A 22,809-nucleotide genomic window follows, 5' to 3' on the forward strand; every position below is an offset into this window, starting at 1 on the left:
CACTTAATAAAACACTGTACAATTGTTTTTTTTGATGCTCAAAATCCGCTCGTAGTCACAAAATATGTTGAAACTTAGCTTTTTTGCACACTCTGTATTCAAATGAATGTCACTCGTAGCTTATCGTTTGCTTTACTTATTTGTCACAACTACAATCGTTTGCTCACATACATAACTATTAGAAAGTAAAAGTCATGAAACTGGAAACTGTCGATTATCAAGCGGAAAATGCTGCCGAACTGTTTGTTACGTCTCTACGTGAAACAGGCTTCGGTGTTCTAAAGAATCACCCAATTCCAAAAGAGCTCGTTGAGTCTATTTACGAGAATTGGTACAAGTTCTTTATGACTGAGCGTAAAAATGAATTTCGTTTTAATGTAGAAACACAAGACGGCTACTTCCCACCGAGTGTTTCTGAAGTGGCAAAGGGCCATACAGTAAAAGATATTAAAGAGTACTTCCACGTTTACCCTTGGGGGCAAATGCCTGAAGAGCTAAAAGAGCAAATCATGGATTACTACAACCGAGCTAATGCATTTGCTGAAGAGCTTTTAGGTTGGGTCGAAGCTCACGCTCCTGCGGAAGTTCAAGAAAAGTTCTCTGTTGCACTGTCAGACATGATCAATGGAAGCAACAAGACACTATTACGTATTCTTCACTACCCGCCAATGACTGGTGATGAAGAGCCAGGTGCTATCCGTGCTGCGGCACACGAAGACATTAACCTATTAACCGTATTGCCAGCTGCAAACGAACCTGGATTGCAGGTTTTGAGTAAAGAAGGTGACTGGCTAGACGTTCCGTGTGACTTTGGCAACTTAATCATCAATATTGGCGACATGTTGCAAGAAGCGTCGGGTGGTTACTTCCCATCAACGACGCACCGAGTGATTAATCCGACTGGCGCTCGTCAAGAGCAGTCGCGCATCTCACTGCCATTGTTCTTGCACCCTAAGCCTGAAGTTGTGCTTTCTGAACGTCATACTGCAGACAGCTATCTTATGGAGCGCCTTCGCGAGTTGGGTGTTATTTAACCATAAACTCAATAAGGAAAGAGTCGCGAATGCGGCTCTTTTTTTTATGGCGCAGGCGACAATTATCAATGTAGAAACTCGACAAAGGACGCTTTATGTCATTTATTGAAAAGGAAGGAGATAAGGTAGTCTATGCAAGAACGACAAGAACTCACAGCGCAGTTTCAGCAATACATGGAAAACCCTTTGCTTTGGCCAATTCTTGAAGTACTTCGGAAAAAGCCAAGTGGATGGAAAGTTCATACACTAGCTTCTCATCTTGGTGATTTGGGTTTCATTCCATTGCTTGACGATTCACCAGAAAAGGACTTGTTTAAACGCAACTTTCTAATCATGAATGCTTTGTATCAGTTACAGGAAACACTCTATCCCGATAACTGGTTACAGGTGCAAGCTATGGATATTATTTTGATGCCTTCACATCAAGTGCCTGGCCATGAAGTGGATCACCATGATCCTCTAAGGGACTACTATATCCATTGGAAAAACTATGAAGCAGAAGAGGGAGAAGTGAAACGTCTTCTTAATGAGTTCTGGACCCGTTACCGTGAGTTTGTCGGAAGTACCAATGGCAAAGAGATGGATCGCGCCAAAGCATTAAGCTTGTTTGAACTGCCGCATGACGCTTCTCAAACTGAGATACGCAAAACATGGCGTAAACTCGCATTAAAATGGCACCCTGATCGAGATAATGGTGATAGCGATAGATTCAGAGTGTTGTGTGAGGCTTGGAATATCTTGCGTCACTGAATCGAGAAGTTAAAGAAAAGGTCATGCTTAGCATGACCTTTTTAGTTTTTAATGGATGGTTACAGGTAAGTTGCCGACGTTGGGGCGACTAAGTTTTCTACATCTAGTCCATCGCGCATTAGGCCGTTTTCTACTAAAAACTGAGTGTCGTTTTTCAACGCTTGCATATCTGCCTTACCGAAGTAACTGGCTAGCGCAGACCAATCCGTTAGTTTTTCTGCCTGTTCAATAGATACACCGTGTTCCTTTGCACCAATTGCGATTGCTTGTTGATGATTTGTTTTAATGTAATTCATCGCTTTACGTTGAGCTTCAAGGAAGGCTTCAACTAGCTGTGGGTTTTCAGAAGCAAACTTATCTGTTGTAGCACTGATTAGAATTGGGTTGATGTAACCATCTGCTGTTGCAAGGACGCGAGCACCCCCATCTTGAGCTTTGAGGATATAACTTGAAGTAAGAAGACCAGCATCAACGCTGCCAGCCATTAATGCATTAAATGCTTTCGGTGTCGCCATATTTATGAATTTAACATCCGACTGAGTCATGTCATTAGCAGCGAGCTGCGCGACAAGCATTTGTTGTACTACAGTCCCTTTGACACCCGCTACTTTCTTACCGGCTAGCGCTTTGATATCGCCTTCAAATTTAGGTGAGACGACCAGCGAGAAAATTTTGCTTGGTCGCGCAACAGTACCAATCACTTTTAAGCTATTTCCTTCACGGTTTGCCATCAGAAAAGAGTTTGTGTTCATCACGGAAGCGATGTCTACCGAGCCAGCCGCCATTGCCTTCGCTTGGTGAACCCCTGAACTGATTTTGTGCCACTCGACAGTAGCACCATGCTTTGCCAGTTCTTGATCAAGGATCCCTTGCTCACGCATAACCATAAGCTGCAGATTAAACGGTGTAGGCACGTAAGTGACGTTAACGACTTTTTTTGTATCTGCGAAAGCGCTGTTACACACAATTGAAGCAGCCGCAGCACAGACCGCAATAAGTTTTTTCACTGATTTCTCCTAGTAGTTGAATGATTGCTGGATTATTGTTTGTGTAAGTTGGTCACGTGTTAAACCGGATTGACTTACGTTGTATTCAAATTTAAAAACGCCGCTTTCAATCACTAAAATACGATCGGCGAGTGCAACGGCTTCTCTCACATCATGAGTTATGAAAACAACGCTACATTGTGTTTTCTGATGGATACGTTTTAACTCGGTCTGCATCTTTTGACGGGTTAAAGCATCCAATGCACTGAATGGTTCATCCATGTAAAGAAGATTTGGCTTTCGACACAAAGATCGAGCAATGGCGACGCGTTGAGCCATGCCTCCGCTAAGTTGATTAGGGTGTGCGTCAATTTGGTCGAGTATGCCCGTTAACGTTAACGCGCTCTTAATGGCGCTGAGCGTCTCGTGGGAGTTCCGCTGTTGTTTATTGAATGCGAGTTGCAGGTTTTGTTTGACAGTATACCAAGGTAACAAGCGAGGTTCTTGAAACACGTACCCTGAAACCAAGTTACTCGCAGCCTGAATCTGCCCACTACAGACATCATGCATCCCTGATAGGCATTTAATCAGCGTACTTTTTCCACAGCCACTTTTACCTAAGATGGCGACAAACTCACCGGCTTCGATACGTAAATCAATGTCCTTAAGGACATAGGATTTTCCTTGCTGAGGATCATCAAAAGATTTGGAAAGGTTAGTGACGGATAGCATGAGCGGTAACCTTCTTGAAGATAAAGTCTAAGCAAAAGCCAAGCACGCCAATGACGATGATTCCTGCCATCGCTTTATCGGTTCGAGCCAGTTCTTCAGCGTCAACAATGAGAAAACCAAGGCCAGACGCTGCGGCAATAAGTTCTGCGCCCATTAATGCTCGCCAACTGTACCCAAACCCAAGCCTAAGCCCGGTGATGATTTGCGGCATGGCGGCAGGTAAGCGAATATGTCTGATGACTTCACGCTGGCTAAGCTCAAGGCTTTTGCCCAGCTCTAGGTATTTTTTATCTACGCTTTGTAAGCCACCATATGCGTTGAGAAACACTGGGAAAAACGAGGCAAATAGTATGATCATCAACTTTGGCGCTTCACCAATTCCCATCCAGACGATAAACAAAGGGCTAAATGCCAAAGCAGGGATGGCACGCAGACATTCAAATAGAAATTCGAAGTAATCGTATAGACCTTGAAAGCGAACAAATAGCATGGCGAATGCAATCGCTATTGCAGCTGTTGTACCGAACCCAATCCCAACTCGCTGGAGGCTAGCACGTATGTGTTCGGCTAGTTCACCGCTCATTAACATATCTGTGAATGCAGAGACGACCGTAATAGGTGAAGGCAAGATGTAACTACTGATATCACCGTAGACGGTGGCCAAGTGCCATACAATTACGATAAAGGTAGGGACAACGATAGACTTTAACCAATAAGTCCGAGAAGATTGAGAACTTAAGTTCATTGATTAAAAATGATAACTATTCTTAGATGCTGTGCACAATAATGAAATAAACGTTTGATGTCAAATTACAAATAGACGTGATTGGATGTTTGAGTTGTTTAGGGTGGCTATATCGGACCAAAAATGAGTCTAGGTAAAAGAGGGGAATAAAGGTTAACGCGTCCTATGTAAAACGGTTGTGGTCCACCATTTCTCTTTGAAGAATCGGTCATTGGTGCGTTCACAATCAATCGACATACCAACACGTTTACAGAGTCTTATCGCCGCTTTATTGCTAGAGAGTGTCTCCGCGTAGACGCGCATCACATCAAGTTGATTAAACCCATAGTTAACCAAGGCGAGCATCGCTTCTTCAGCAACACCTTTTCCTTGCCTGTTTCTTGCCAAGCCGCAGCCGATTGAGGCTTGATTGTTTGGCTCCAGGCGTAACGCTGCAAGACCTAAGTAGTGGCCTGAGAACTTACACTGAATTGCTAGGTGGTACTGGGTTCGTGGTGACTCTAAAGCTTGTTCAATAAACATATTTGCAAGTAGGGTACTTTTTTCTACTGAGCAATCTTCTTCGTTGTAATAGCGTTGGTATTTAGGATCTTGGCATTGGTCGACATAATGTTTTACATCTGATGGAGTGAAGTCGCGAAGAATGAGATTTGAAGTGGTAATAGTGAAGTTCATAGTAGTTAGAAAAGAAAAGCGCCCAATCAATAGGCGCTTTATACATCAGTTTACAGTTTTAACCTCATTTGGAAGGTCGAAATTGAGACTTACGCATGCGATTGAGGGCCGCTAGAACATCAAGTACGCGCGGTTTGGCTAAGTCACCTTGATTTGGCATGGTTGTGTACCAATCGTCACTTAAGTAGCGTTCAATATCTTTGGCTGGAAGCTTAGACCAACCAGGTTGCTGAGCGAATTGAAACCAAACCCAGCCAACGGCATTGAGTTCGTTATTTGATTCTAATTGTTCCAAGGCCGCTAAATCAGTGTACTCTTTACCAAATCTTAATGAGTCTCGTCCTTTGGCGGCGATTCTGAATTTACCTTCGCTCAATATTTTCTGTAGCGCTGCACAGTTAAATCCTCGCGGGCGGAATGACTCAAGATTAGATTCACTTTCATTTTGTCTTTGTGTCGGATGTAATTGGACGACTTGTTTGGCTTTTTCCGTCACATCGATTGCTTGGTAGTCATGCATTTGAATGACAGTGTCAGCAACATCTAAGTAGTCACCAGAGCCGCCCATGACGACGATGGTTGAAATATCGAGTTGTTCATTAAGTTGTGCAATACGGTCTACCAAAGGAGTAATTGGTTCATCACCCTTACTCACTAACGCCTGCATGCGCTCATCTCGAATCATAAAGTTCGTTGCTGAAGTATCTTCATCAATCAAAATGGCCTTAGCGCCGGACTCAATGGACTCCTGCAGCCAAGCGGCTTGTGATGTAGAACCCGAAGCGTCTTGGGTAGAAAAATCTGAAGTATCCTTACCCATAGGCAGGTGGTTGATGTAATTAGATAGATTAAGCGAATGGACACAGCGGCCATCTTCCGCTTTTATCTTCATAGCGAGCGTGTTCGTTACCACGCGCTCACGGCCATCACCCGGGATGTGATCGTAAACTGAACGCTCAATGGCGTTGAGCAAGGTTGATTTACCGTGAAAGCCACCGCCGACGATTAACGTGATTCCTTTAGGAATACCTAAACCTTTAACTTCACCGTTATTCGGGGTGGTTAAAGTCACTTCAAGCGCTTGAGGTGCGACAAACTCAACGGCCTCTTTCATCGGCAAGTCACAGTTTCCTGAAATTCGAGGTAAGACAGAACCGTTACCGACAAACGCAAGCAGCCCTTTGCTTTCTAATTGGCTACGTAGAGCCGCTTGATCTTCAATCACTTGGCAGTGCTTAATCAGCGCTTGTTGATCGAGTTCGCGTTCCAGCGTCGCTTTGCGAATAAATTTAGGTAGATGGAAGGTCAGTATGTTATCAGTTTTTTTACCGAGCACTGATCGACCTTCTGCTGGTAAGTTGATTCTAAACCTCAGTTCAATCCCTTCTTCGGTAAACAACACGGCGGTGTTATCCAGCACTGTTTGACCTGTCAGTGCAATGCTGATGCTCGCTTCTTGTTTGGCAAACTGGGCAAAGCTTCGCGCTATAAAATCGCGGGCTGCAATTTGATATGAAGGGGATGTATCACGTAGCCAAGTTAATCCTGTGACTGACCAAGGACGAACGGCACGAACACGCGACGCAGAGGCGTAAGGGTCACCCTGAACATAATCAATATGGAATGTATAGTCGCCAAAATCATACTGGCCTTTGATCTGTTGGTAGGCATGGTAGTTTTGCTTTTCTATTTTTTTCAGTGCAGCGGAGAGTTGATCCATATTGATCTCTATTGTGGGAACAAGAAAGACGAGGATTATAGAAATCGCTCGTCTCAGAGTAAAGTGATTGTGAGCTTACTAGGAGTATGAGTACTTGGGAGATAAATTATTTTGGTTTAGTAGGTGGGCTTCAAACTCATCATATGGCATTGGCTTACCATATAAGAAGCCCTGACCGATGTCGCAGCCTTCCGCCAGTATAAAGGACTCATGCTCGCTGTTTTCGATGCCTTCAACTGTGACTTTAAGGTTAAGCTTTTTGGCGATTGAAATAATAGAGCGGACGATTTCTTTATCTTCATCACTGTGTGACAACTGATGTACAAAGCTTTTATCAACCTTAATAGCATCAAATGGAAATTTCTTAAGATAATTAAATGACGCATAACCGGTACCAAAGTCATCAAGTGACAATGTCACGCCTAGGTCGCTAAGGGAAATCAACGTATTACGTGCAACAATCTCATCCGCGATTAAGCCGCTTTCTGTCACTTCCAATTCTAAATAGCGTGCTGGTAGTTGGTAAGCAACCAACAAATCTTGTACCTGATTAACAAACTGTGGACTTTGAAGTTGCACAGCTGAAACGTTGACACTGATGACAAAATCGTTGACATGATTCGCCCATTCAGCCGCTTTCTGTATTGCAGAACGAAGGACAAAGCTTCCGACTTCAAAAATTAGACCATTCTGTTCGGCCAAATGTATCAATGTTTCATTTGAAATATCGCCAAGAATGGGGTGACGCCAACGAAGTAGGGCCTCAGCACCAATCCAACGATGAGTCAGCGGCGACACTTTTGGTTGGAAATAGAGCAATAAGTCATCATTTCGGACCGCTTGTAGTAAGTAACTCTCAAGCTGGCTGATGTTTTTTTGGGTGTCTGAAATATCTTGAGAATAGAAACTAAATTTATGCCCGGAATCTTTGCATGATTGCATTGCTTCGGCCGCATACTTAAGCAATGACTTTGCGGACTGGGTGTCGTCAGAACTTGCCACACCAATATAACTATGCAAGTGCAGGTGTTCGCCTTCTACGATGAATTCAGTTTGACTCACTTCGACAAGTTCTCGACACAAAGTATTGATATCACTTTCGTAATGATGGGTTCTGAAAACAAACGCTAAATCTGTCGATGATGGTCTGGCTGTGATGACGTTCAACTCGGTGTGATGAGTGAGTCGCTGACGGAATTCCTTAAGGACATCTTCCCAAGCTCCATAACCATATTTAGCTTGAATTCGGCGTCCGTTAGTAAAACCGATGTGTAAAAGGCCGATTTTAAAATGGTCGTCTAGATGAGCTTCTAAAGGTAAGGTGTCGAGCAGTTGTTGTGTTTCTGACTCCAAAGCACTTCTGTTCAAAAAGCCTGTACCTAGGTCATGCAATTGTTGATAACGAACTTTACGTTCAGCGGCACGGCGTTTGTCGATTTCTAAGTTGAGAGAATAGTTCAGATCGACGAGATCTTGAGTGCGAGTGCTGACCCTAGATTCAAGCTCCAGATTTAGCTGTTGCAAATAGTGATTTTGATAAAGTGTTTTTAGTTGAGCTTCCACTGAGTCTCGAAAGGAGACCAGTAGTTGTTGGTATGTGTCGCCAAACGGGTTTTCTCGATCATCCAAAACACAAATCGTGCCGAACATATCACCATTTGGCCAACGTACGGGTAAGCCGCAATAAGCAAGTAATCCAAATTTCATATCTGGATTGTTACGCCACTTTTCGTCAGCAGAGGCGTTGGGGACAACAAGCTGCCTATTACTGTTTACAACAGTTTCGCAGTACAAACCTTGCCCTAGCTTTTCACTATCACTGACATGGTAAGGGTGAGTGCGATTATTATTTGCTGAGAATACTTCAATATGCTCTTTATGTATCCTCATAATCAATGCTGCAGGAACGTTAACTATCTCTGCGAGTAGATTGACGATGGTTTGCCAATTATCACTCATGTCTTCAGGAATAGTAATCGTCCCTGTATTCAACTTAGACATATTTGATCCCTGTGGGCTAGTGTACCAATCCGAGCATTCCTTGCTCTCTTTAATAATAGTCGTAGAAACAGTCATTGAAACAAAGATTAAGTAATTGACGCAAACTTGAGAGTTAGCATGCATCATGGATCCGCTAAAAAAAAGCCCTAAACGGTTGTTTAAGGCTCTGTCTATATGTTTGTCTCATAAATGAGAGGTCGTTTTTAAACAACAAGTTTATTTGATGTAATTGTCAATATCTATGTCGTTTAAATAGTTAATATGTTCGTAACCAAATCCATTCAAATTGAGAAACTCTTGCTTAAACCCATCATAGTCGGCAAGTTGTTTAAAGTTTGATTCATTCAGTATTTCGAGCAGTTCAGTCACGCGTTGTTGCGTGGTTGGATCTAACTCCCAGTCATCCATTCTAATCAAGCGTTCACAATCAACAGGGGGCGGACCTGAATGATAAAGTTTTGTAGCAAAAAGACGCTGCATTTGCTCGATGCAGCCCTCATGCGTTCCTTGTTCTTTCATGACTTTGTAAAGCGCAATGATATAAGGGCTAAGTGCAGGGATAAAAACACTCGCTTTGGTCACCAAAGCTTTACACACAGTGGCATAGGCTCCTCCACCATAGTTAGCGAGTTTGAGATTTAACGAATGGCTGGTTTGGTGTAGGTCGATTTTAGCCCTTCCTAGCGTACCGTCGAGGTAAATAGGGTGAGTACACTCAGGCCCTACGTACGAAAAAGCAATAGTTTTACAACCCTGAGCAATTGACTCTGAGTTGATCAAGGCGTTAATCCAATCTTCCCAATCTTCACCACCCATGACCTTTAACGTCGACAAAGCTTCTTGTTCTGTTGCCGCTGGAAGCGTTGTTTGATGCCATTTATCCGATTCTAATAGCAGTGTATCGCCTGTTACCTCTTCGCCAATGGGTTTTATAGCGGAACGCCATAGTTCACCTGTCTCAGGGTTAGGTCTAACACCACTGGCTAAACTGTATATGACGAGGTCTACTTCTCCTTCGAAATAGGTTTCTATCGCTTCAATTACGTCATCTTTGACCTGTGTCGAAAACGCATCACCGTGGATATTGATGGCGAGTCTATCTTCTTGCTCGGCAAACTTCTTAAAATAGAAGTTGTTGTAGAATCCCGCTGAACCGGAACTTTGGTCAGACGGTGACTTTTCAAATGAGACACTGATGGTGTCAGCTTTTGCCCCGCCGAAAGTGAGGGCGATTCTGGCCGCCAAACCAAGGCCTGAAGAGCCGCCGATAATGAGCACTCTTTTCGGACCTTGCTTAATTGGATTGGCAGACTTTACATATTCGATTTGATTGGATACATATTGCGCGCAGCCAAGCGGGTGGGCACTACGCGCGACAACACCATCAATGATGGGCTCAATAATCATACGGTCTCCTTTAGCCAACGATTGGCAACTAACCCAAGCTAGCGTAAAGCTTTGTAAAGTTTATTGAGCTGAAGCAATTAGAAGTGATTTATTAACTCATCTGCAACAAAATTTGAAATCCATGGTTGAGCTTCCGGCTTAGGGTGCAAACCATCTGACATCATCCATTCAGGCTTAATGATGACGCCTTCAAGGAAAAAGGGCAGCAGAGGTACATCAAGGTTTTGTGACACTTTCGGGTAGACAGAGGCAAACGCTTCGGTGTAGCGTTTTCCATAATTAGGCAAAATATGAATTTGCATAAGCAGTGGTGTTGCATCTGAATCTCGAATCATAGTGATCATGTCAGACAGGTTTTTTTGGACAATGCCGGTTGGAAAGCCACGTAAACCATCATTAGCACCTAACTCTATGAGGACATATTCTGGGTTATGTTGATGGAGTAAATGAGGAAGCCGTGCCAGACCATTGCCAGTGGTATCACCAGAGATACTGGCATTGATGACCGATACTTGTTGACCGCTTTTGGCAAGGTCATCCGTAAGAAGAGAAGGCCAGGCCTGTTCAATAGGCATTTGATAACCAGCGCTTAAGCTGTCACCTAGAATCATAAGGGTTTTGCTGTAAGCAGGACTTACAGACAAAATTATAAGAACAAGGGAAAGTAGTCGAAACATGCAAACATCCGTAATCAAAGCACAATCATTGTCTAAAATAGTCTCTACCAAACAAGAACAATTAACAATCCTTGATAATGTAAATATAGACATCAAAGAAGGGGAGAGTGTCGCGATTGTTGGTACCTCTGGGGCAGGAAAATCGACGCTGATGACTCTGCTAGCAGGATTAGATACGCCGACACAAGGGGAAGTGGATCTTTTAGGTAAGCCACTTCATAGTCTTACGGACGAAGAGCGTGCGGCTATACGCAGTGAGTCTGTCGGATTTGTCTTTCAAAGCTTTCTTCTTATTCCTAGTCTGTCTGCGCTAGACAATGTCACCTTGCCCTGTTTACTGAAAGGAGAGCCGGAAGACAAGGCACGAGCAATCAGTTTGTTAGAATCTGTTGGCCTTGGCAGCCGTATTCATCATTCTCCTTCTCAACTTTCGGGTGGGGAGCAGCAACGTGTTGCGTTGGCACGTGCATTTATGATTCAGCCTAAAATACTATTTGCTGATGAACCTACGGGCAATTTAGATCAACAAACCGCATCAACAGTCGTGGAACTGTTGTTCTCTCTTAACAAAGAGCATGGCACGACACTCGTGTTGGTTACACATGATTCAAAATTAGCTGAGCGCTGTGATCGAACCTTTAAGATGAAAGCTGGCAAGTTGGAGGATTAACCATGTCTGATTCAGCTTCTGCCTCTTTGAATAGGCGGTTAGTTAAATGGAGCGTTAGTGAGATTAGGCAAGGGCAACTTTGGCCTGTCACTATCGCTCTAATCCTGATCATTGCCTGTATTTTCGCGTTAACAGCGTTAGCAGAGCGAATGGAGCAGGTTGTTGTTAAACAGGGGAAACAGGCGCTAACTGCGGACACGGTATTTATATCATCGAACCCGATTAGTGAGTCATTTGAGACGCTTGCTGTAGAAAATGAGCTTACAACATCCTCACAAACCCGCTTCGGAACCATGGCGTTTAGTGATAACGGCATGAAGCTTATCACGGTCAAAGCGGTCGATAGTCTTTATCCGTTGCAAGGAGAGATGGTGCTCTCTGATGACGAGCAAAACTACAGCCATGTTAAGCAAGGCGAACTTTGGCTCGATGAACGACTGTTTTCGCAGCTGAGTGTTTCTATAGGTGACGCGGTCACTCTTGGTGATGCTGATTTCATAGTTACAGGGCGAATAGTGGAAGAGCCTGGGCTGAGTTTTAATCCTTTTCAACAGATGCCTTCAGCGTTTATTCACAGCGATGACATCGAGCGCACGGGAGCGGTGCAGTTAGGCAGTCGTGTTCGCTACAGTAAGTTCATTAATGGTGATGAAGCAAATATCGAACGTTTAAAATCCAATATAGAGCTAACGCCAAGTGATCGCTGGAGAGATCAAAATAGCGCAAGTCGTACTAACGAAGTTTTTCAGCGTACCGAGCAGTATTTATCACTGACGGTCGCCATTGTGGTGATTATGGCGGCGACAACCTTAGTGTTAACCTGTCAGCACTACGTGACAACACGCCGCAAAACAATAGCCATGCTAAAGAGTTTAGGCGCGAGTAAAAAATGGATAGTACGCTGGTTGTTGACTCAAGTGTCTATCTTACTGATTGCGGCTGTTATGCTTGGTGTTTCTTTAGGGGTCGTACTTGAGTACCTATTGCGTATTCCACTTGTCGAATTGCTGCCTAACCCATTACCGACCTATGGTTTGAAACCGATCATCATTTCTGTTTTTACCAGTGTTCTAATCGCTATTCCTGCGTTAGGGATTCCACTGGTGGGGTTAACGAATGTCAGTGCGGTGAACGTCATGCAACCTCAAGCAGAATCCAAAGCTTCAAAGGGCAGGTACTGGTTGGTGTTGGTTCCTATCATTCCCATGCTCCTAGCCTATTATGACAACCTGTTAGTATGGATTGTGTTGGGCGGTATCGTTGCGTTATTTGTAATACTGGCCTTTGTCAGTGTGTTGGTTACTCGCGCTCTAGGTAAAGTCCCACTTAACGCAGCGCTAAAATTGGCGTTAAGCAGGATTAATCGGTCAACAATGGCAACAGGAATCCAATTTGGGGCACTCGCGCTTTCTTTAATGTTGCTTTCCACCATGTGGCTTGTTAGAACAGACCTACTGACTGATTGGCAGCGAACTTTGCCCAAAGATGCGCCTAATGCGTTTGCTCTGAATATCGCCCCTTATGAAAAAGACGCTTATCTAAAAGTCCTTGATGATGCAGGGATCTCGCGTTCAGAAGACTACCCAATTATTCGAGGCCGTGTTGTGAACATTAACGGCGTTGATGCAAAAAGTAGAGCTAAGGGAGAAGAAGGTAGTGATGCGTTAAGGCGTGAAATTAACTTCACTTTTGCAACCGGTATTCCAGAGCATAATCAAGTGCTATCAGGAGAGTGGACACAAAGCCATGGTGTTTCAGTAGAAGCAGATGTCGCAAATGACTTAGGTTTGAGTATTGGTGACGAACTTGAATTTGTTATCAATAGTATTGAAGTTAAAGCGCAAGTTAATTCTATTAGGCATGTAGAGTGGCGGGATATGAAGCCAAACTTCTACTTTATCTTTACGCCTGATGTTCTAGAGAATATTCCAGCGACATATTTAGTGAGCTTTAAAGTCGAAGACGAGCATGACCCTCTCCTCAATCAGCTATCACGTCAACATCCAACCGTCAGTTTAATGGACATAAGAGTGATGGGAGCAAAAATTCAGGAACTGTTAGGGCAGATTGTCTGGTCTATTACACTTCTTGCTGGTATTGGTGTTCTATCGGGTCTTCTACTGATATTCACTTTGCTTCGATTGAGCTTAGGTCAACGACAAGAAGAAATTCAGCTTTATCGTACTTTGGGGGCAAGTAAAAAGAGGGTAGAACAAACCATCTGGGCCGAATATGGTTTAATGGCGCTTATCGCAGGTGTTATCGCGATTGTCGGCTCAGAAATCGTTGTAGGCGCGATAATGGTATTCGGATTTGAGCTTCAACCACAGATGCACTGGATGCTCTGGATTCTACTACCAATTGGTACTTTTTTCACACTTGCTTTAGTTGTGAACAGTTTGATAAATCGTCTCTTAACCCCTATCAATAAAGCGTTTAGCTGAAATTACGCAGGTCAAGTTATTCAGTTATCCACAAAAACAGTGGATAAAGTTTGGGATAACTTGGCCTGTAGATAACTTCAATTTTCTCTCAGCCCCGAGCACGCGTAGCTCAGCAAAGATTTGTTATTCACAAAAGTGATTATTTGTAACTTCTCCATTTTTGAGTCAAGCAGTTTTTTTCATTTTTTTTTCGAAAAAACGTCATAATTTCTCCATGAAAAATTTGTGATTTTATTCATTTAGTATTACCAGTAAAATGCACTTAGAATGAATGAATTAGCCATATAAATGCTCTCTAAGACCCAAACAAAAAGTTCACCTAAAATTGCAATTATTGGCGGCGGTATTGCTGGAGCTACGGCTGCAGTTCACATGGCCGAACTAGGTTTAAGTGTCCACCTTATTGAAAAGGGAAATGGGCTGATCAGCGGCCCTCCAATATGTCATCTTCATGCTGGTGGAAATTTGTACAGAGAGATTTCTACTGAACAGTGTATTGAGTTGCTTAAGCAATCTATAGATACTGCACGTCTTTATCCACAGACGATCAATCGCAGACCGACCGTAATTGCGGTGCCATATTCCGATGGCGGTAGTCCTGAAGAGTTGTATGAAAGGCTCATTACCATTCAATCTTGCTATGCAGAATTAGTCGCTGAAGATCCAGCGAACAAAGTGTTAGGTGAGCCTAGTGACTATTACAAATTCTACAGTCGCGAAGATTTGGATGAACTGATTGAGCAAAAACAACCGCCTCAACCAAAAACGATCGACGAGTGGATGATTCCTTTCGCAAAACATACTGATTTAGATGCGCTTAAGTTCCCTGTTGTTGCTGTGGAGGAGCATGGATGGAGCGTGTTCCGTATTGCTGCATCTGCGACTTTGGCCTTAGAAGCGATTCCAAACTGTACCTTGATGACTAATACACAGGTAATAGGGGTAGAAGAGCGTTCTGACAGTTGGATGATTGAGTGTGTTAGTCAAGGTGAGCACACGCAATTCTTAGAGTTCGATTTCCTTGTTAACGCCTGTGGTTATGAGACAGGTTCTATCGACGACTTAGCGAATAAACCACGCGAAAGATTGGTCGAGTTTAAAGCTGCTTATGTCACTCGTTGGGCCGAATGCAACGAGCTTTGGCCTGAAGTAATTTTCCACGGACCGAGGGGAACGCCAAATGGAATGGCGCAGCTCACTCCTTATCCCGATGGCGTGTTTCAGTTACATGGCATGACGAAAGATATCACTTTATTTGATGATGGCTTAGTCGCGTCGAATGAATCGACATCACAACCGCATTTACCTTTACGATTGAAGCGCAAAATTCAGAAAGGCTGGAATCAAGAGGTCATTGTCGAGAGAAGTCGAAAGGCTATCGCTCATATGGCGCGATTTATCCCAGATTACCAGCAAGCAAAAGAACATGGCACGCCACTGTTTGGCGCACAGCAGATACCGGGAAGAGACGACACCCTCAGAGCTGCGGATGTCACTTTTGAAGGTGAGCATTACGCTAGGGTTGAAGTGGTAAAAGGATCGTCTGCCTATGAAGCAGCGATTAAATTGGTGAAGGAGTGGCGACTACATGACTACCAAGATAACAATATTGAATCGCTTCACCCAGTGACAATGAGCTTGTCGGCTGAGAATATAGAAGCAAAAGCGAGAGAGCTCGCTACAGAGAGGGCGTACCCAGAGCAATTAGCTAAGTACTACGGTAGTTTGAGCTAGAGAGGGGCGATAAAATCGCCCTAATAGCCAAAAAATCGAGCCCACTGTCCCCATACGTCTTGTAAACCAAGTAAATCACCACGAACGAATTTCACTTTTTGTCCTGGTTTTGCCTGTGCTAGCCGTGGCAAATCTATGCGGGCAACGCAGCCAATTTTCGGATAACCACCAATAGTTTGTCTGTCATTTAACAAGACTATTGGTTCTCCATTTGGCGTTACTTGAATCGAGCCAAGTGCAATCCCTTCACTCAGATACTCTTTGTTGGGCGCCTTCACTGTGGCTCCTGAGAGCCGATATCCCATCCTATTAACGAGTTGGCTCACTTCAAACTCTTGTGCGTACAGTGAATTAACGGCGTCTCGCGAAAAATCATTGACTTGATAGCCCTCAATGACACGCAGTTCTAACGGCAAGTTATAGTCAGGCTTATATCTGAAGGTCATCTGTACAGAGTTTGATGACATAGTGTGTTGGCTAAAAGGTAAAACATCACCAACTTGTAGTGAGGTTCCACTTTTTAGCCCACCTAATTGATCCCGCTCTACAGTAGCAGAGCTACCGAGTTGAGTCGGTACATCAAATCCTCCTTTAACGGCTAGGTAGGCTCTTAGACCGTTACGCGGAAGGCCAAAAGTGATTGTTTGTCCTTTTAAGGCACGACATGTAGACCAGTTTTCAATACTTATTCCATCTAACTTTGCATTTAAATCGCCTCCCGCTATGGCAAGCTCGCAAGAATGATGGATCAAAAACTCTGCTTGACCTAAGGTGATCTCAAGCGTTGGCATGTTGATGGTATTACCCAGAAGATGGTTTGCCCAGCTGTAGGCGTAATCATCCACAGGGCCTCCTTGAGCAATACCAAAATGTGCCAAACCAAACCGGCCAAAGTCTTGAATAAGCGTCTGTTGTCCGGGTTTAACCACTTCAATATAGTTTTCAATTGTCATTGCCACCCCTCACTGATTGTTCCGCCAAGCTTTAGAAACTCTTTCTGGTTAATCGCTTTGAATTTAATTCTGGTCCCTATAGAAAAGGGCAGAATTTTAGCGCTTGTTGGGTGATAAAGTTCAACAGGACAATTGCCGATGATATTCCAACCTCCAGGTGTTTCACTTGGGTACACGGCGGTTTGATTGTTGGCGATGGCAACGCTACCTTTAGGCACGGTTACTCTTGGGGTCGGCTTTCTAGGTCGTCTAATGGTTTCTGCAACGTCAGAGAGAAATGCGAACCCTGCGGTAAATCCTATTGCTCCAACGGTATATTCCGTTTCCGAGTGCGCTTTGATGACGGATTCGATGGAGTGGCCTGATTCTACGTAATCTTTTAGGTCAGGGCCGACGGAAAGATCGTAATAAACAGGTAACTCAATGACTTCAGAAACATGTGCTTCTGGCATGTTGAGTAGCGCTTGAGTTACTAATTTTTCTAGATAAGGGACGAACTCAAAAATAGAAATGCGGTGTGGAAGGTAGTCAACAAGAATTGAATCAAAAGATGGGGTTACATTCATTACCCAAGCACCGAGTTGATTGGTGAGATATTGGCTAATTTCGCCTATAACCCAAGATAGGTGATCATTGGGTTCGCTATGAAAGCGGATCAAAATTGAACACTCCGCGACGGGGTCGATAGAGGTATCGATAATCATGGATTGTGATTCTCCTTATCAAGCAGAGATCTAATCTGTTTAATCATAGCGACACCTTCTTGATTATCGCCGTGGACACAAATGGTATCGGCTTCAAGTGGGATAGAAAATCCATCAATAGTTCGGACTTTTCCGTAACGTGCAATTTGTAAAACTTGACTCAGAATATCTTCGTGACTCGTTAACACGGCTTTATCTTGTCCACGCGGAGCCAAAAATCCATTCGCCAAATAACTGCGGTCTGCAAATGCTTCAAACAACAAGGGAACATCGTAGCGATCTGCGATATCTAGGTAAGGTTGGGTGTCAGCGACGGCAAGTGTCATTAGTGGTAAGCCAAAGCTTGATACCGCATCTACAACAGACTCGAAAATAGAAAGGTCTTTAAGCATATCATTGTAGAGAGCACCATGAGGTTTCACATAGCTAAGGTCTTTGTTGTGGCTATCCGCGAGCCCTTTTAGGGCACCAATCTGATAGATCAACATATTAGTGATTTCATCAGGAGCCAGATTCATACTGCGCCGACCAAATCCTTGTAAATCAGGGTAACTAGGATGAGCGCCAATTTGAACATCGTACTTGATGGCAAGCTTTATCGTTTCATTCATCACTTGCGGATCAGATGCATGAAAGCCACAAGCGATATTCGCCATGTGGATATGAGGCATTACAGATTCATCGGCACCCATTTTCCAAGCGCCGAAACTTTCCCCCATATCACAATTAAGACAGATCGAACGTTTTTCCATTGACGAAAAATTTCCTTATTTAAATCATCTACTAAGATGTTTCAATTACTTTTGCTAAACAGTGATCAAACTCATTATTTGGTGAATAATTAATAAAAACAGTTCAATTCGGGGCGCTATCCATGAACTAAGTGTCTATCGTTTGTAGAGAGTGTTGCTACTAGATACATATAGCAATGGAGCCAAGCCGTTTTCTAATCGTCAGTGAGTACAGGAGTTAGATTGATACCATTTAGGCATTTATCTCTAAAGAGTAAGCTAATTGTACCGATTGTGTTCTTTACAGGGATTGTTTTTGTCTTTTCTCAGGGATATTCATTGCTTCAGTCCTATCTCACTCAAAAAGATAATCTCCTAAATAGAGCTGGTGTTTTGGCAACTGGTGTCGCGTATAGCCTCCAAACCGTTATTCTTGCAGGAAACAAAAACACTGCAGAAAGAATATTGGTTGCTTTTGCGGCCGATGAAGATGTCGTACGGGTAAAGCTTTATATGACCGATGGCCAGCTTTTTGCGATGTATGAGAAGCAGGGCGCGATCGCCCCAGTACCAACGGAAAAGCAGAGAGCAGAGATTCGAAACAACCGGTATGCCATGAGTGATGAGCATATCTTTTTACTGGTGCCCATTAAAAGTGATTCAGATGTGATCGCGCATTTGCGCATTACGCTATCTAAACAATCACTTAATGCCATCTATCTAGACGCAATGTCCAGTAGTATGAACTATCTGTTGTTACTCGCCGTGTCAGCACTTGTCCTTTACCTGATGGTGGAAATGTACATTATTAGGCCCGTCTACAGGTTGAGTTCTGGAATTTGGTCCTACATCGAAAATAAACGCGAAACGTTAAACATAACTCATGCCGCAGATGATGAGATAGGTGGGCTGGTTCAAGCGTTTAATACCATGTTAGACCGATTAAATGAACGCGACATACAAGTTACTAATACATTAAAAAAACTGGAACAAGAAAAATCGTTCGCTAATGAAGTTATTGAAACGGTCAAGCATGCGCTAGTCGTGTTGAATGCAGCTGGCGAAGTTGTGCATTTCAACGCAGCAACCTGTGATATTTTTCGTCGCACTCCCGCTTATCTTAAAGGCGCGCGACTTGCGGAATTGCTTGGCGATGGTGGACAACCAATTATATCGACAGCGCTACAAAAGGATGCGGAAATCTCCGATAGGCAGTTGTGGATACGCGATGTGTTTGGAAACCATCAACTCTTGTGTGTTAATGCTACTCAGTTGAGTAAAGGTGAACAGGTACTATTTGCCATACAAGATGTGACTGAAGTGGAAGCTGCGCAGAGGAGACAACGACTCGCCGCAGGTGTGTTCGAGAATAGCAAAGATGGCCTTATAGTTACGAACCAGTTGGACACCATTACGATGGTTAACCCTGCGGTATCGAAGCTTCTTGGTCACTCCCAGCAAGATTTATTGGGAAAACGACCTGATCAAATATTTGATTGGCAGCAATTCAAATCTCTTATGCCGGTGATTAAGGAATCAGTCGTTAAACATGGTCAGTGGCAAGGCGAAGTCTGGGAGCAACACAAGCTCGGACACAAGAAAGTCCCGCTGTTTGTCAAAGTATCGCGAATAGCGAGTAGCGAAAAACAAGATGAATATGATTTCGTCTATCTGTTGAGCGATCTGTCAAGCGACAAAGAAATGGAAAGGCTCGACTACCTTGCTCACCATGATTCATTGACCGGGTTAGCCAATAGAACTGAATTGTATAGAGTGCTTGACGGAATGTTAAAAACGGAACGTCGTAATTGCTGTGGATTAGCACTGCTCTATATTGACCTCGATGGATTTAAATCTGTTAATGATACATATGGTCATGATGCAGGAGATGAAGTGTTAAAGCAGGTAGCTAAACGACTGCTTGCACTCGTCCATGAAGGTGATCTCGTTGCTAGGCTTTCTGGCGACGAATTCGTCGTCGTCATCAGTTGTATCGACAAAGATGCAGCGACGTCCTTCGCAAGTAAAGCCATTCAGCGTTTAGAACAACGTATAGAATATAGAAATCAGTTTCTGAGTGTGGGAGCAAGCGTAGGAGTTCAATATACCGAGCAGCGAGAATCTGATATTGAAGCGTTGTTAAAAGCGGCGGATACGGCGATGTATCATGCTAAAACCAGTGGAAAGGGGCAATATGTTATCCATCTTGAGAAAAATGAAACAAACGTCAGCTAGCCACTTTGGCTAAGAGGTAAATTGAATTAGTATAAGAGCATGTTTTTAAAAGGTTAGCGACATGAAAGTTTTAGTAACCGGTGGAATGGGTTATATAGGTAGCCACACTTGTATTCAGATGATTGAAGCAGGAATGACTCCTGTGATTTATGACAATCTATATAATAGTAAGCAGTCGGTGTTAGATCGAATCGAGAAAGTCACAGGAACTAGACTCGATTTCGTCCATGGAGATATTCGTGATAAAGCCCAGCTTGTCGAAGTATTGAAGAAACATAGTGTAGAGGCGGTTATTCACTTTGCAGGACTGAAAGCCGTAGGAGAGTCGGTGGAAAAACCACTGGAGTACTACGACAATAACGTCAACGGAACACTTGTTTTGATTGACGCTATGCGTGAAGCGCACGTGAAAACAATGGTGTTCTCATCTTCAGCAACGGTTTATGGTGACCCTGCTTCAGTGCCTATTCGTGAAGATTTTCCTACAAGTGCAACTAATCCTTATGGTCGCAGTAAGCTTATGGTTGAAGAGTGCTTGACCGACTTCCAAAAGGCTAACCCAGATTGGAGTATTACTTTGCTCCGCTACTTTAATCCTGTTGGATCACATCCGTCAGGTGAGTTAGGTGAAGATCCTCAGGGCATTCCGAATAACTTGATGCCTTTCGTTTCGCAAGTGGCAGTAGGGCGCAGAGAGTGTCTATCTGTATTTGGTGATGATTACCCGACACCGGATGGCACTGGAGTACGTGACTACATTCATGTTATGGATCTGTCTGATGGTCATATTGCTGCTTTACAGAAAGTTGGACAAACTTCAGGTTTACATATCTACAACCTAGGAACAGGTAATGGATCTAGTGTTTTGGATATGGTCAAAGCATTTGAAAAAGCATCGGGTAAAACCGTTGCTTATAAAGTCGTTGAACGTAGACCGGGCGATATTGCTGAATGCTGGGCAGATCCGGCTAAAGCAAAGCAAGATCTTAATTGGCAAGCGGTTCGTAGTTTAGAGCAAATGACCGAAGATACTTGGCGCTGGCAATCGAATAACCCGAATGGTTATCCAGAGTAATACGAATCGCATTAATTAGATGTTCAGAAAATTGCTTAGGAAAAACCGCTAAGAACAAGGCAAAGATTGTAGTTAGCTAGTTTTTCTACCTTCACCATTCTTTGAAGACACAGCTTTAACGCAGTTATAAGCGGTTTTAACAAGCAAGAATGACCAGATAATTGGTGTGATTGGTATAACAACCAACGAAAAGTAGAAAGCCACCTTAGCAAAACTAAGGTGGCTTTTTTATGTTCGATACAAAATAGGCAAAATTGAACCGAAGCTATTTACGGTTGGTATTAGAGGCTAGGAATGAACCTAGCCAAAAACTGAGAGGTTTTTATTCAGCCTCTTTATCTTTTCCTAACGACAGCAACCATACCGAAATAGCGGCAACGACCGCGAAGCCGGACAAGATGATTACAGGCATAGCGCTATAGCCAAGAACATGCCAAATAATAGATTCTAAAGTACTCATTATTCAGTGCTCCTTATTGCCAGCCTTCAATGCCATGCATATCTGGTAGTTTATGGGCGATGCCTTTGTGGCAGTCTACACACGTTTTCTCACCAGATGCTAGGGCAGTAGAGTGCTGTTTGGCACTTCTTGAACCTTGCTCAGAGAAATCCATGTATTCGAACTGGTGACAGTTACGACATTCAAGAGAGTCATTCTTTTTCAAGCGCGCCCACTCGCGTTCCGCAAGGTGAGCACGACGCTCTTGGAATTTTTCCGGTGTATCAATGGTCTTAGTAACAAAGTGTGCAAACAGCTCTTTAGACGCTTGAACTTTACGTACGATCTTATCTGTCCATTCGTGCGGCACGTGACAGTCTGAACAGATAGCGCGTACGCCAGAACGGTTAGAGTAGTGCACTGTTTCTTGAATTTCTGCAACGATAGGAGCGTGACAACCTGAACAGAACTCTTCAGAGTTGGTCGCTTCCATACCCGTGTTAAATGCGCCCCAGAATAGAAGACCGCCAGCAAAACCCATGAATAAAACCACACCTACTGCTGCTTTACTCGGGCTTGCTAACCGCTTCCAAAACGCTTTCAATAATTTCATAGATAACCTCTTATTTACTCACGTGATTACTTAAGCGCATCCACACTCTTGAAATCGTTCTCAATTAAAGGTTTCGCGTTTGCTTGAGGAACGTGACACTGAAGACAGAAGTAACGACGAGGAGACATGTCGGCAAGTACAGCATCTTCACGGTTAACGTAGTGGGTTACGCTGATCTTGGTCGCGCCCATCTCTTTGGCGTTTTTCCAGCTATGGCAAGATAAACACTTGTTCGCGTTCAATGATACTTCATAGCTACGAATGTTATGTGGAATTAGAGGTGGCTGGTAAACAAAGCTACTCTCTAAAACTTGCTCACGAGGATACTTTTTAAAATCATCAGCTGAACGTGTTGCTTCAAGTTCACTTGCTCCACGCAATGACTCTAGACCACCAATACCACCTGGGTTTTCAAGTTCAGCTACTGCAGCGCCACTTACTAGAGCACCTACCGATAACAGTGCAATTAGAAATTTCTTCATTA

21 protein-coding genes are annotated in these 22,809 nt (G+C 43.5%); 7 read left to right on the forward strand and 14 right to left on the reverse strand.

Translation table 11 applies throughout. The features are described from left to right. Positions 1 to 194 precede the first annotated feature (194 nt). Positions 195 to 1,034 (forward strand): isopenicillin N synthase family dioxygenase, encoded by an 840-nt coding sequence (locus tag AC6R16_RS05085; protein WP_500640981.1) that lies wholly within the window; start codon positions 195 to 197, stop codon positions 1,032 to 1,034. A gap of 132 nt (positions 1,035 to 1,166) precedes the next feature. Continuing rightward, complete coding sequence (locus tag AC6R16_RS05090; protein WP_500640982.1) at positions 1,167 to 1,784, forward strand: DNA-J related domain-containing protein; 618 nt, start codon at positions 1,167 to 1,169, stop codon at positions 1,782 to 1,784. Between the two features lie 59 nt (positions 1,785 to 1,843). Here the strand turns inward: AC6R16_RS05090 and AC6R16_RS05095 are convergent, their stop codons facing one another. The 8 genes from AC6R16_RS05095 to tesA all read right to left on the reverse strand — a co-directional run bounded on the left by AC6R16_RS05095 (position 1,844) and on the right by tesA (position 10,727). Continuing rightward, positions 1,844 to 2,791 carry an ABC transporter substrate-binding protein gene (locus tag AC6R16_RS05095; protein ID WP_500673783.1) on the reverse strand — a complete coding sequence of 316 codons (948 nt, stop codon included), beginning with the start codon at positions 2,789 to 2,791 and terminating at the stop codon, positions 1,844 to 1,846. 9 nt (positions 2,792 to 2,800) lie between these two features. Then, the gene (locus tag AC6R16_RS05100) at positions 2,801 to 3,502 is read right to left on the reverse strand and encodes an ABC transporter ATP-binding protein (RefSeq protein ID WP_500673784.1); all 702 of its coding nucleotides are present in this window, start codon (positions 3,500 to 3,502) and stop codon (positions 2,801 to 2,803) included. Further along, the gene (locus AC6R16_RS05105; protein ID WP_500673785.1) at positions 3,486 to 4,247 is read right to left on the reverse strand and encodes an ABC transporter permease; all 762 of its coding nucleotides are present in this window, start codon (positions 4,245 to 4,247) and stop codon (positions 3,486 to 3,488) included. Before AC6R16_RS05105 ends, AC6R16_RS05100 begins: the two co-directional genes overlap by 17 nt. 153 nt (positions 4,248 to 4,400) lie before the next feature. Continuing rightward, entirely contained in the window at positions 4,401 to 4,922 is a 522-nt protein-coding gene (locus tag AC6R16_RS05110) for a GNAT family N-acetyltransferase (RefSeq protein ID WP_500673786.1), read from the reverse strand. 64 nt (positions 4,923 to 4,986) lie between these two features. Further along, positions 4,987 to 6,642, reverse strand: a complete 1,656-nt coding sequence (locus AC6R16_RS05115; RefSeq protein WP_500673787.1) for a P-loop domain-containing protein — start codon at positions 6,640 to 6,642, stop codon at positions 4,987 to 4,989. A 78-nt stretch (positions 6,643 to 6,720) separates the two neighbouring features. Further along, positions 6,721 to 8,643, reverse strand: a complete 1,923-nt coding sequence (locus AC6R16_RS05120; RefSeq protein ID WP_500673788.1) for a bifunctional diguanylate cyclase/phosphodiesterase — start codon at positions 8,641 to 8,643, stop codon at positions 6,721 to 6,723. A 216-nt stretch (positions 8,644 to 8,859) separates the two neighbouring features. Continuing rightward, on the reverse strand, positions 8,860 to 10,050 hold the full coding sequence (fabV, locus tag AC6R16_RS05125) for an enoyl-ACP reductase FabV (protein WP_500673789.1): 1,191 nt from the start codon (positions 10,048 to 10,050) through the stop codon (positions 8,860 to 8,862). A gap of 77 nt (positions 10,051 to 10,127) precedes the next feature. Next, positions 10,128 to 10,727, reverse strand: a complete 600-nt coding sequence (gene tesA / locus AC6R16_RS05130) for a multifunctional acyl-CoA thioesterase I/protease I/lysophospholipase L1 (protein WP_500640987.1) — start codon at positions 10,725 to 10,727, stop codon at positions 10,128 to 10,130. Between tesA and AC6R16_RS05135 the strand changes: the two genes are divergently transcribed. The 3 genes from AC6R16_RS05135 (at position 10,726) to AC6R16_RS05145 (ending at position 15,575) form a co-directional block, all read left to right on the forward strand. Continuing rightward, the gene (locus tag AC6R16_RS05135) at positions 10,726 to 11,397 is read left to right on the forward strand and encodes an ABC transporter ATP-binding protein (RefSeq protein ID WP_500640988.1); all 672 of its coding nucleotides are present in this window, start codon (positions 10,726 to 10,728) and stop codon (positions 11,395 to 11,397) included. The two genes, tesA and AC6R16_RS05135, sit on opposite strands and share 2 nt — an antisense overlap. A gap of 2 nt (positions 11,398 to 11,399) precedes the next feature. After that, positions 11,400 to 13,841, forward strand: a complete 2,442-nt coding sequence (locus AC6R16_RS05140) for an ABC transporter permease (RefSeq protein ID WP_500673790.1) — start codon at positions 11,400 to 11,402, stop codon at positions 13,839 to 13,841. A gap of 288 nt (positions 13,842 to 14,129) precedes the next feature. Next, positions 14,130 to 15,575, forward strand: a complete 1,446-nt coding sequence (locus tag AC6R16_RS05145; RefSeq protein WP_500640990.1) for an FAD-dependent oxidoreductase — start codon at positions 14,130 to 14,132, stop codon at positions 15,573 to 15,575. 20 nt (positions 15,576 to 15,595) lie between these two features. On the opposite strand, the gene AC6R16_RS05150 is transcribed toward AC6R16_RS05145, so the two are convergent. The 3 genes from AC6R16_RS05150 to AC6R16_RS05160 are packed head-to-tail and all read right to left on the reverse strand — an operon-like array spanning position 15,596 to position 17,984. Continuing rightward, positions 15,596 to 16,528 (reverse strand): 5-oxoprolinase subunit C family protein, encoded by a 933-nt coding sequence (locus AC6R16_RS05150; protein WP_500673791.1) that lies wholly within the window; start codon positions 16,526 to 16,528, stop codon positions 15,596 to 15,598. Continuing rightward, positions 16,525 to 17,232 carry a 5-oxoprolinase subunit B family protein gene (locus AC6R16_RS05155; protein ID WP_500640992.1) on the reverse strand — a complete coding sequence of 236 codons (708 nt, stop codon included), beginning with the start codon at positions 17,230 to 17,232 and terminating at the stop codon, positions 16,525 to 16,527. Before AC6R16_RS05155 ends, AC6R16_RS05150 begins: the two co-directional genes overlap by 4 nt. Next, on the reverse strand, positions 17,229 to 17,984 hold the full coding sequence (locus AC6R16_RS05160; RefSeq protein ID WP_500640993.1) for a 5-oxoprolinase subunit PxpA: 756 nt from the start codon (positions 17,982 to 17,984) through the stop codon (positions 17,229 to 17,231). Before AC6R16_RS05160 ends, AC6R16_RS05155 begins: the two co-directional genes overlap by 4 nt. Before the next feature lie 222 nt (positions 17,985 to 18,206). Here AC6R16_RS05160 and AC6R16_RS05165 point away from each other — a divergent pair, with 222 nt between their 5' ends. After that, entirely contained in the window at positions 18,207 to 20,198 is a 1,992-nt protein-coding gene (locus tag AC6R16_RS05165; protein WP_500673792.1) for a diguanylate cyclase domain-containing protein, read from the forward strand. Positions 20,199 to 20,259: 61 nt separating this feature from the next. Then, positions 20,260 to 21,273, forward strand: coding sequence for a UDP-glucose 4-epimerase GalE (gene galE / locus AC6R16_RS05170; RefSeq protein ID WP_500673793.1), 1,014 nt, complete (start codon positions 20,260 to 20,262; stop codon positions 21,271 to 21,273). Positions 21,274 to 21,595: 322 nt separating this feature from the next. Here the strand turns inward: galE and AC6R16_RS05175 are convergent, their stop codons facing one another. From AC6R16_RS05175 to AC6R16_RS05185, 3 genes are read right to left on the reverse strand one after another with little or no spacing between them, the layout of a single operon-like run. Next, a complete protein-coding gene (locus AC6R16_RS05175; protein ID WP_500640996.1) occupies positions 21,596 to 21,733 on the reverse strand; it encodes a TIGR02808 family protein in 138 nt (45 codons plus the stop codon). A gap of 13 nt (positions 21,734 to 21,746) precedes the next feature. After that, a complete protein-coding gene (locus AC6R16_RS05180) occupies positions 21,747 to 22,325 on the reverse strand; it encodes a NapC/NirT family cytochrome c (protein ID WP_004748077.1) in 579 nt (192 codons plus the stop codon). Positions 22,326 to 22,351: 26 nt separating this feature from the next. Continuing rightward, on the reverse strand, positions 22,352 to 22,807 hold the full coding sequence (locus AC6R16_RS05185) for a nitrate reductase cytochrome c-type subunit (protein WP_004748078.1): 456 nt from the start codon (positions 22,805 to 22,807) through the stop codon (positions 22,352 to 22,354). Between the last annotated feature and the right edge of the window lie 2 nt (positions 22,808 to 22,809).

The organism is Vibrio sp. R10-SG3-ISO10, assembly GCF_059834185.1.